At 60.0% G+C, this 9,819-nt stretch carries 10 protein-coding genes and 1 pseudogene; 7 read left to right on the top strand and 4 right to left on the bottom strand.

The features are described from left to right. The 3 genes from C9413_RS20755 to C9413_RS20745 all read right to left on the bottom strand — a co-directional run. Positions 1-492: extracellular solute-binding protein (locus C9413_RS20755; protein ID WP_170250845.1), on the bottom strand; the 492-nt coding region annotated here is incomplete at its 3' end. 33 nt (positions 493-525) lie between these two features. Next, entirely contained in the window at positions 526-2,127 is a 1,602-nt protein-coding gene (locus tag C9413_RS20750) for an FAD-dependent oxidoreductase (protein ID WP_040116523.1), read from the bottom strand. A 28-nt stretch (positions 2,128-2,155) separates the two neighbouring features. Further along, positions 2,156-3,202 (bottom strand): LacI family DNA-binding transcriptional regulator, encoded by a 1,047-nt coding sequence (locus tag C9413_RS20745; RefSeq protein WP_040115196.1) that lies wholly within the window; start codon positions 3,200-3,202, stop codon positions 2,156-2,158. Between the two features lie 106 nt (positions 3,203-3,308). On the opposite strand from C9413_RS20745, the gene C9413_RS20740 reads away from it, so the two are divergent. After that, positions 3,309-3,902 (top strand): SGNH/GDSL hydrolase family protein, encoded by a 594-nt coding sequence (locus C9413_RS20740; RefSeq protein ID WP_082046704.1) that lies wholly within the window; start codon positions 3,309-3,311, stop codon positions 3,900-3,902. Between the two features lie 266 nt (positions 3,903-4,168). On the opposite strand, the gene pcaQ is transcribed toward C9413_RS20740, so the two are convergent. Continuing rightward, positions 4,169-5,092, bottom strand: coding sequence for a pca operon transcription factor PcaQ (gene pcaQ, locus C9413_RS20735; RefSeq protein ID WP_040115194.1), 924 nt, complete (start codon positions 5,090-5,092; stop codon positions 4,169-4,171). Positions 5,093-5,184: 92 nt separating this feature from the next. Between pcaQ and pcaD the strand changes: the two genes are divergently transcribed. The 6 genes and pseudogenes from pcaD to C9413_RS20705 form a co-directional block, all read left to right on the top strand. Further along, positions 5,185-5,994, top strand: coding sequence for a 3-oxoadipate enol-lactonase (gene pcaD, locus C9413_RS20730; RefSeq protein ID WP_040115193.1), 810 nt, complete (start codon positions 5,185-5,187; stop codon positions 5,992-5,994). Continuing rightward, positions 5,991-6,395 (top strand): 4-carboxymuconolactone decarboxylase, encoded by a 405-nt coding sequence (pcaC, locus tag C9413_RS20725; protein WP_040115191.1) that lies wholly within the window; start codon positions 5,991-5,993, stop codon positions 6,393-6,395. Before pcaD ends, pcaC begins: the two co-directional genes overlap by 4 nt. Positions 6,396-6,404: 9 nt before the next feature. Then, the gene (pcaH, locus tag C9413_RS20720; protein ID WP_170250844.1) at positions 6,405-7,154 is read left to right on the top strand and encodes a protocatechuate 3,4-dioxygenase subunit beta; all 750 of its coding nucleotides are present in this window, start codon (positions 6,405-6,407) and stop codon (positions 7,152-7,154) included. 2 nt (positions 7,155-7,156) lie between these two features. Continuing rightward, the gene (pcaG, locus tag C9413_RS20715; protein ID WP_040115186.1) at positions 7,157-7,768 is read left to right on the top strand and encodes a protocatechuate 3,4-dioxygenase subunit alpha; all 612 of its coding nucleotides are present in this window, start codon (positions 7,157-7,159) and stop codon (positions 7,766-7,768) included. Positions 7,769-7,951: 183 nt separating this feature from the next. Next, complete coding sequence (locus C9413_RS20710) at positions 7,952-9,121, top strand: acyltransferase (protein ID WP_040116522.1); 1,170 nt, start codon at positions 7,952-7,954, stop codon at positions 9,119-9,121. 110 nt (positions 9,122-9,231) lie between these two features. After that, a pseudogene (locus C9413_RS20705) lies at positions 9,232-9,762 on the top strand (lyase family protein); the annotation flags it as partial. Positions 9,763-9,819 lie beyond the last annotated feature (57 nt).

Below are 9,819 nucleotides of genomic sequence, written 5' to 3'. Positions count from 1 at the left end.
CTTGATGACGTCGTTGTTGACGAACATCGCGAACGGCGAGGTGGAGAAGGGATAGGCGTAGAACTTGCCGTCCTTCGTCCAGCGTTCGGTCGCAGTGGCGCTCACTTCGTCGAGATTGTAGCCCTGCGTCGCCTTGAGTGTATCGGTGAGCGGATAGAGCGCGCCCGAATTGACGAAGTCGTAAGCCGAAGTCTCGAAGATCCAGGCCATGTCCGGCGCATTGCCGCCGGCGATCTGGGTGGTCAGCGCCGTGGTGTAGGTGTCGAACGGCAGCGACTCAAAGGTCACCGTGACGTTCGGATGGTCCTTCTTAAACCCTGCAGCGATCTCGTTGAAGAGTTTGAGATGCGCCTCGTTGGCGCTCCAGATGGTCATTCGCAGGTTGACCGCATCCTGTGCATTGGCGATGCCGCCCCAAGGGAGCACAATGGCGAGCGGCACGGCAACGGCAAGCGCCACCACCGCCGATTTCAGTGTCCTGTGATAATTCATTCCCGTTCCTCCTCCTAAGATCGGTTTGCTTGGTCAATAGGCCGCGATGTCCGGCCAGCGGATTTCAATGCCCTCACGGGTGAGCTCTCGCTGGAAGTCGCGGAGATGCTCGTCGTTTTCCTGGATCTGGTGAGGTTTCAGTCCTTTCTCCAGGCAATAGGCCGCGAGCATGCCGGCCACTTCGCCGATATTCCATTCGACTGGATGAAGGCGGTAGCAGCCGTTGGTGATGTGGGTGGTGCCGATGTTCTTGCCGGCCGGAATGAGGTTCTTCATCCGCTCGGGCAGGAGCGCGCCGAGCGGGATCTCGAACGGACAGGACGCCACATCGATATAGTTGTCGCCGCCGGTCGATGGATGAAGGTCGATGCGATACATGCCGATGCCGACGCTGTCGCGATAGTTCACGGCACCTTTTCCTCCGCGTACAGCATAAGAAAGATCCTGTTCGACGACGCGCGTTACCGGTTTGATGCGGCGGCTTTCGCGGACATAAGGCGCCATGGCGAGGCCATGTTCGGTGCCCGTGATGTCGCCGCGGAGCCGTAGGCCGCGATAGCCCTGCCCGCCGTCGATGCGCGGCGCTTGCGTCTGCAGCCAGTAGAAGACCGCGTAAGAAAGATCGGCGGCCGACTTCAGGTGCTTCGCCTTCTCCTCCTCGGAAACGTCGATGATCGTGCCGTCCATGTAGTCGATCATCGGCCAGTTCACGAAGCAGATGTCGGATTCGTAGAAGCCGGGCACGAAATTGCGGCGTGCCGCGATGCGGCGGAAAAGCCAAAGGTTTTCGTCGCCACCGCCCTTGCGCTGGTCGGCATCGACCAGCAGCGGATCGTCGTCAACATTCGGCGTGAACGAGCGGGTCGTGAATTCCAGCGTGCGCGGATGCGGCGCAGTGAAGCCAAGCAGCGGGCCGCCCCAGAAATGCGGCTGATACGTGGACCAGTAGTCATAGTGCTCCGGCTTGTCGATCGTCTGGTCGCCATCCACGCAATCGACGGCGAAGCAGACCGACACCGCCTGAACGTTGTCCGGCTGGGCTTTGGGCGGTGCATTAGGCTCGCCCGTATCGGACTGGGCCTCGAAACCCTTCACATACTCGGTGCCGGTCATCGGCAGCAGATCGCCAAGTTCGGTCGCATCGAGGATGTAATTGGCAGCGATGACGATCTCCCTGCCCGTATCGCGATGGCGGACGGTGATGGAGCGAACCCTATCGCCATCGACATCAGCCGTGACCGGTCTATAGGGCTGCAGCACCTTGAGACGACCAGCGCCACGATAGGGCATCAGCATCGCTTCCATCACCGCGAGGCTGACCCGCGGCTCGGCGCAGATGCGACTCACCCAGCCGCCGCCGGGATTGAGATCGCTCCAGCCCCGAGCCGCTTCGGTCAGCGGGTAGTTGTCGCGGTAATACTGGCGAATGCCATTGCGCAGCTTTCGATAGGAGCGCGTGATGCCGAACTGCTCGACCCACGTATGTTCGTCGGAGGGCACGGCCTGGCTGGTCGACTGACCGCCGATCCAGTCGAATTCCTCGCTCATAACGACGCTCTTGCCCGCCCGGCATGCACCAAGTGCCGCCGCAACACCACCGAGGCCGCCGCCCACCACCAGAATATCCGCTCGCATCTCTTTCGCAGGCATGTATGTCACGTTCTCACGTCCGTTTCTTTGCAGAGCCGAAAGGGGCGGGACCAAGGGTCTCGCCTTCGACCGGTTCACAGGTCAGAAGAATTTGTTCGATCGGGGCCGCACCCTCGATTCGACGCACCAGCATGGCGGTCGCCTGCCGCCCCATTTCTTCGCGAGGAATGTCGAAGGCGGTGAACTGCACATGGCTGCGCTCGGCGCGCACATGGCTGCCGAGTACGATCGCCGAGAAATCTTCGGGCACGGAAAGGCCGCGCTTTCGAGCCGCCGCCTCGACGCGCACCGCATCCGCCAGTTCGATGAAGAAGACGGCAGTCGCGCCGCTCGCGACGATGACATCGAGGGTCTCGCCGGCCGGCCGGCCGACCTCGTCGACATGCAAAACCAGCTCGGCGCCTGCGGTGGTCGCGTCTGCAAAGCCGCGCCAGCGGTCCGCGACGGATTCGGCCGATCCGCTGGGGCCGACGTAAGCCAGCTTCTCGTGTCCCAACGCCCTCGCCTTCTCGACCAGTGTCCGCGTGCCGTTCGTGTAATCGCCGCCGACGTAAGGAACGGGTCCGCCAGCGTCCTCACGTCGGCCGATCGCCACGAAGGGATAATCGCCAGAAACCAGCCGCTTGAGTTCGGCGCGATCGAATTCGCGGCCGAGCACAAGGCAGCCGTCGGCGATCCTGAGCCGGTTGCCGTCGGCAAAGATCTTCCGTTCCCGGCCGACACCGGCACCGGTTAAAAGCAGGAGATCGTATTTCTGCGCCTGCGCCTCTTCCTCGATGCCGAGCAGAAAGGGTGTGAAGAAGTCCGCCTGCTCACTCGGGAAGGCCGGTTCGTAGGTGAAGACGCCGAGAATGCGATTGAGGCCCTTGGCCATGCGCCGGGCGATCGGGTCGGCTACGTAGCCCGTCGTGCGAATGACATGCTGCACACGTTCGCGGGTTTCGGGCGGGATGCGCGCCAAAGCTGCGGAAGCGCCATTCAGCACAAGTGAGACGGTCGCCTGGCTGACGCCGGCCAGTTTCGCAATATCGTGCTGAGTCAAGCGCTTACTGCCTGTCACGCCAATTCCTCCCGACTCCTATTAGCTGCTAATGCGTATTAGCAGCTAATACGTATAAACAAGATTGGATGACCCACTGTCAAGCGGGAAAAACGAGGGAGCGTCGATGCAATTCGGGGACCACTTGAAATCGCTGGGAATTTCCAACATCCGCATGTTGGGCGACAGCATCACCGCTGGCTTGAAGGCCAGCCAGCCGCATCTGGCCTGGCCTCCTCTGTTCGCAGCCGAGGTCGACGGCTTGCCGATCCAGAACCACGCTGTTCCAGGTACCGTGTTGCAGGGCTCACGCCTAGCGGATGGCAAGCCGCGGCCGGACAATGGGCTCGGCCGCTTCAAACGGGCTCTTCTGAATGAGCCGCATCGCGATGCGATCCTGATCCTCTACGGCTACAACGACGCCCGCTATACGGCGGCTCCGGAGACCATGAATGTGCGGAATTTCACGCGCGACTATGGCCGGATGCTGGAAAGGCTGATCGAAGCCGGCCACGGCGAGCGGCTCGCAATCGGCAGCCCGCCCTACATCCCCGATGCCGGGTTTTTTGGTCGGCAGCGCCGGCTTCACCGGCCAGACGCGAACGGGTTTCGAAGGTTATGTCGAGATCGTAGGCATGCTGGCGCGACGCTTCTCACTCTTCTATGCACCTGTTTACAAGAGCATGAAAGCTCATGGCGACGGCGTCTTGGCCTCAGCTGATCAAATCCATCCGAGCGATGCCGGACATCGCGCGATCTCTGGTGCGTTCATAAATGCACATCAGTGAAAGGGCTTCAAGCAGAGGTAGCCCCACCGTCGGCCTCTCCGTCTCCGGCGTGTCGAGCAGATTGCTTAGCGCGTCGACGGCAACATAGCCCCTGGTCGCCACAAGAAGAGCCGAGGGCTCGATTGAAGGACACGCTCGCGGCTAACCAGTCCGTGTATGGGCGGCGGCCCGATCAGTGTCGGCCGACGTCCTCGGCACTTCATCTTGCGGAAGTCTCGCGCGCGGCCTCCCGGATCGTCTGCATCAAAATAGATAGCGGCAATGAGGGGATGGCATCCGTGCGCATCGTCAGGCCCACAGGCCCTTTCGTTTCGCTCGTATCGATCGGCAGTACCGCCAGCACGCCGTCCTCGATGTCGGCTGCCACAACGCCAGTCGAGATGATCCAGATTGCGTCGCTTGAGCGCAGGAAGGCGCGGCCGAAAGAATCGGAAACCGTCTCGATCTGGTTTGGCAGATTCGGTACGCCATTGGCGATTAGAAAACTTTCGACGAAAGGACGGATGATCGAGGCCCGCGTCGGCATCAGCACCGTGTAATCCGCGAGTGCGGCAAAGGGCGACTGTTTGGTTTTCAGCAGCGGGTGGCCAGCCCGGACGGCAAACACCACCTGCTCGGAATAGAGATGCTCAAAGGAAAAGCCTGCCATCTTTTCCGCTCCGGCAAGGCGTCCGACGACAAGATCGAGGTCGCCGACTCGAAGCTGCTCCAAAAGCACCGCATTTTCCCCAGTCACGATCTTGATGCGGCTCCAAGTATTTTCTTTGAGGAATAGCGCCATCGCCTGCGGCATGACGCGCGTCGAAACCGTCGGAAGCGCGCCGATGCGGATCGGCGGAGCATCGCCCACCCGCTCCTGGGTGACGGAATCGAGCCCGTGGCGGAGCGCCGTCAGCGCCGCGCCCGCATGCTTCAGGAACACCTCACCGTACCGTGTGATCTTGATGCCGCGCCCGTCGCGCTCGAAAACCGCAACGCCAAGCACCTCTTCCAGTTCGCGGATCGTCTTCGTCACCGCAGGCTGGCTGACACGCAGGAGTTCAGCCGCCTTCATGACGCTTTTCTGCCGCGCAACCTCGACAAAGGTCTGTAGATGGCGAAACTTGATACGGCTGTCGATCATTGGTCACATAACCCACAAGTTATCGGAAAGCCACGAAATATCATTTTACCTAACCGAATTAAACATTCAATTTCGTGTCAGGAGGAAGTTCCGTGCAATTTGCCCGCGTCAACGATGTCACGATTCACTATCAAATCATTGGTGGCCCTGCCGACAAGCCGGTCATTGTCTTTGCCAATTCGCTCGGCACGGATTTCAGGATCTGGCGCGATGTGATCGTGCGGCTGGCAGGCGATTTTGCAATCGTGCTTTACGACAAGCGCGGGCATGGTCTTTCGGATGTCGGCCAGTTGCCGTATTCAATCGACGATCATGCCTCAGACCTGATCGGCCTCCTGGAGACGCTTGAAGTCGAGCAGGCCTTCATCTGCGGCCTTTCGGTCGGAGGGCTCATCGCGCAGTCGCTTTACCAGCAGCGCCCGGATATCGTTCGCGGCCTGATCCTTTGCGATACGGCACACAAGATCGGCACCGCCGAAACATGGAACGCCCGCATCGAGGCGGTCGAAAATAACGGGATCGGCAGCATCGTCGATGCGGTGATGGAGCGTTGGTTCACGCCGGCCTTCCGCCGCCCGGAAAATCCAGCCTATGCAGGCTACTGCAACATGCTTGCCCGCCAGAACGTCGAAGGCTATGCGGCAACCTGCGGCGCCATCCGCGATGCCGATTTCACAAACGCCGCAGGCAAGATTGCAGTTCCTACCATCTGCATTGTCGGCGATCAGGACGCTTCGACGCCACCCGACCTGGTGAGGTCCACCGCGCAGTTGATCCCGAACGCCCGGTTTGAAACGATCCGCGATGCCGGCCACATCCCCTGCGTTGAGCAACCGGAGGCGCTTACCGCCGTCATCCGCGCCTTCATCGATTTCGCCTTGCATGGAGAACTAAGCCCATGAATGAAGCCTCCACCCCGTCCGAACGCTACCGGCAGGGCATGGCGACCCGCCGCGCGATCCTCGGCCACGACCACGTCGATCGCGCCGAAGCAGGCTCGACGGCTTTCGACAAGCCGTTTCAGGACCTGATTACGGAGGCTGCCTGGGGGCATGTCTGGTCGCGTCCAACCTTCACGAAACGCGAGCGCTCGATCGTAACGATCGCGCTTCTGGCAGCCCTGGGCCAGGATGACGAGACTGCGATGCATGTTCGCGCTACGGCCAATACGGGTGCCAGCCGCCAGGATGTTTGCGAAGCGCTGCTGCACGTGGCGATCTATGCGGGTGTTCCGGCTGCCAATCACGCGATCAAAATCGCCAAACAGGTTTTCGAGCAGATGGACGCCGAAAAGACAGCCTGAGAGGAAGAGATGTCCGATATTTCGAACCGCAAGCCGGAAACCGGTGCCTTCTTCGCCCGCGACCGCGCCTGGCATCCACCAGCCTATGCGCCAGGCTACAAGACCTCGGTGCTGCGTTCCCCACAACGCGCGTTACTGTCGCTCGACAGCACGATTTCAGAGATTACCGGGCCGGTCTTTGGCCATTCGATGATCGGTGAACTCGACAATGACCTGATCCACAACTTCGCCCGCCCCGGCGAGAGCGCCATCGGCGAGCGCATTATCGTTCACGGCCGGGTGCTCGACGAGCGTGGCCGGCCAGTCTCGGGCGCGCTGGTCGAATTCTGGCAGGCCAACGCCGGCGGGCGTTATCGCCACAAGAAAGAAACCTATCTCGCGGCCATCGATCCCAATTTCGGCGGCTGCGGGCGCTGCATCACCGACGAATATGGGCAATACTCCTTCCGCACCATTCGCCCCGGCGCCTATCCGTGGCCGAATGGCGTCAACGACTGGCGCCCGGCGCACATCCACTTCTCGATCTTCGGCCACGGCTTTGCTCAGCGGCTGATCACGCAGATGTATTTCGACGGCGACCCGATGATCTGGAAATGTCCGATCGTCGGCACGATCCCGGACAAGGCCGCAATCGAGCAGCTCATTGCACCGCTCGACTGGGGCAACACCATCCCCATGGACGCGCGCGCCTACAAGCTCGATATCGTGCTGCGCGGCCGCCGCTCGATCCTGTTCGAGAACCGGCTGGAGGGCAACTGATCATGCAGGAACTCGGCTATCTCAAGGAAACCCCGTCGCAAACGGCAGGTCCCTATGTCCATATTGGCCTGACGCCGGATTTCTGTGATATCGGTGGGGTTTACGCACAAGACCTCGGTAGCGCGATGGTCAACGAAAAGACCCTTGGCGAGCGCATCACCGTGACCGGCCACATCTATGATGGAACAGGCGCGCCCGTGCGTGACGCGGTCGTCGAAATCTGGCAGGCCGACAGCGCCGGACTTTACAACAGCCCATCGGAAATGCGTGGCGCGGCCGACCCGAATTTTGCCGGTTGGGGTCGCTGCCCGACCAGCGCCGAAGACGGCGTCTATCGATTCGAAACCGTCAAGCCTGGCTGCGTGCCCTTCAAGGACGGCCGCACGATGGCACCGCACATCTCTTTCTGGATTGTTGCGCGCGGCATCAATATTGGGCTCCACACCCGCATGTACTTTCCGGAAGAGGCAGACGCCAACAACGCCGATCCGCTGCTTGCCCGTATCGAACACGGCGAGCGCATTGCAACAATGATCGCGACCCGCGACGGCGCAACCTATACGTTTGAAATCCGCCTTCAGGGGGAGAAGGAAACGGTTTTTCTCGACATTTGATGAGCAGGTGAGATAAGGCGCTTTTCCATTTAATGCAGGCGCTTCCTGCTGGAAGCCGATGCCGCCTGCACCCCGTTTACAATCACAGCGAGCAGCGCGCGTGTCGAAACGACGATAGGCGGGTTGTTAAAAATGCTGCACCGCAGTAAGACTTTTGACGGGCTGAACCTTGATGGTGGAAACATGCAGAAAACATTCGGGCACGTCCTGACGGCACACAAGGGCCTTGGTCCAGGTTTTGACTTCCTCAGAATTGCCCTGGCTTTTTCAATAGTATTGGCACATTCATTTTTGCTGACTGGAAATGACGCTTTTTTCCGTTCGAGCCCGTTGTGGTTTGCCGAATACGCACTGGTTCCGATGTTCTTCGCTCTCAGCGGGTTTCTGATCGCCGGCAGCGCTCAGCGCCTCAGCCTGAAGAACTTTCTCTTGAACCGCGGACTGCGCATCGTTCCTGCTCTTGCGGTCGATATCGTCGTCTGCGCGCTCATCATCGGCCCGCTGGTGACGACCGTCGCTGTGCGTGACTATTTTCTCGGCGCCGACTTCTACAGGTATTTTCTCAACATCATCGGCTGGATTCATTACAGCCTGCCGGGTGTATTTGAGCAAAACCCGACGCATCGGGTGAACGGAGCTCTGTGGACCGTGCCATGGGAAATCTTCTGCTACATCATCATGTCTGCGCTCATGATCACCTCGATCATCAAGTCATGGCAGAAGCTGGCACTTTTGACTGGTGGCTTTATCCTGAGCGGGCTTCTCGTCCAGTCCTTCGGACATCTGCTGCCCTATCGCGTAAACCTGGTCTTGAGCACGCTGTTCGTCAGCCGCGGCGCACAGCTGGTATTTGCGTTTCTGCTCGGCATCTTAGCCTATCAATTGCGGGAGTTCATTCCGCATAAAAAATCACTGTTCTTGGCCTGCATGGCAGTTTGCGTGCTGGCGATGCTTATCTTGAGCAGCCCTTCCATCGAGAGCGTGCCAAACAGATTGCTCGTAGTCCCCGCGCTCGTCTATATCACGGTATTTGTCGGTCTGACGCCGGTGCCCCTGCCCTCCGTCTTTCACAAGGGCGACTATTCTTATGGCGTCTATCTTTATCACGATCCCTTTCTTCAGATTTTAATCAGTCTGGCGCCGGGCCTGTTCCTGATCCCGAAAACCGGTGCGCTCGCGCTCTATGCTATCGGCATGTGCGCCGCGATGGGCATTGCTGTCTTTTCCTGGCATATGATCGAGAAGCCGATCTTGGGCATGCGAAAGAAATTCTCGTTCGTTGCAAAGGCGCGAGGCGTCGACGAGAATGCGGACATAACGATTCTGCCCGTCGAGAAACCGGCAAAGGCATAGATGGAAAAGGGACGGACATCCCGTGCCATCTCTGCCGGCATCCTTACAGCCGGTGCGGTTTTCCAACGGCAAGCTGGCGGCAGGAACAGGCAAAATCAATGAGAGGTCACGTGACCGCATCCGCCTTCGACCATCCATTCCTCAGCGGCCTTTTTGGAGACGATGAGATTTCGGCCTATCTTTCGGCGGATGCCGACATCCGCGCGATGCTCTCCTTCGAGGCTGCGCTTGCCAAGGCCGAAGGCGCCCATGGCCTGATCCCACAAAGGGCAGCAAGCCGCATTGCCGAAGCCTGTCGAGGCTTCACTGCCGACATCGCGGGCCTCAAGGTTGCGACCGCCGCAGACGGCGTCGTCGTTCCTGATCTCGTCACGCAACTGCGCAGGTCAGTGGGCGGCGAGGCGGCCCAGTATGTCCATTTCGGGGCGACTAGCCAGGACGCCATCGATACCAGCCTGATGATCAGGCTAAAGGCGATCGTCTTTCTTTTTTCCGGCCGGCTCGATGCCATTGTTCGCGCTCTCGAAGCGCTCGATCGCCAGTTCGGCCAGAACAGTCTGATGGGCCATACCCGCATGCAGGCGGCAATCCCGATTGCCGTTTCGGATCGTCTGTGGTCATTTCGAGCCCCCCGTGAAAGTTAACAGGGTCGGCTAGGGGTGCAGACACTTTCCAGCCAATTCGGTGGCGCTGGCGGG

Origin of the sequence: Rhizobium sp. SEMIA 4085, from assembly GCF_013004495.1 — a bacterium.
GTDB lineage: Bacteria > Pseudomonadota > Alphaproteobacteria > Rhizobiales > Rhizobiaceae > Rhizobium > Rhizobium gallicum.
The sequence above is the reverse complement of the archived record's forward strand: the minus strand, read 5'-3'. Positions and strand labels throughout refer to the sequence as shown.

What these genes read in the sequence shown, in the direction of transcription:
- pcaC (WP_040115191.1), top strand. Translation starts at nt 5,991, where the DNA reads ATGAATGAAGCCTCCACCCCGTCCGAACGCTACCGGCAGGGCATGGCG.
- pcaG (WP_040115186.1), top strand. Translation starts at nt 7,157, where the DNA reads ATGCAGGAACTCGGCTATCTCAAGGAAACCCCGTCGCAAACGGCAGGT.
- C9413_RS20740 (WP_082046704.1), top strand. Translation starts at nt 3,309, where the DNA reads ATGCAATTCGGGGACCACTTGAAATCGCTGGGAATTTCCAACATCCGC.
- pcaH (WP_170250844.1), top strand. Translation starts at nt 6,405, where the DNA reads ATGTCCGATATTTCGAACCGCAAGCCGGAAACCGGTGCCTTCTTCGCC.
- pcaQ (WP_040115194.1), bottom strand. Translation starts at nt 5,092, where the DNA reads ATGATCGACAGCCGTATCAAGTTTCGCCATCTACAGACCTTTGTCGAG.
- C9413_RS20750 (WP_040116523.1), bottom strand. Translation starts at nt 2,127, where the DNA reads ATGCGAGCGGATATTCTGGTGGTGGGCGGCGGCCTCGGTGGTGTTGCG.
- C9413_RS20710 (WP_040116522.1), top strand. Translation starts at nt 7,952, where the DNA reads ATGCAGAAAACATTCGGGCACGTCCTGACGGCACACAAGGGCCTTGGT.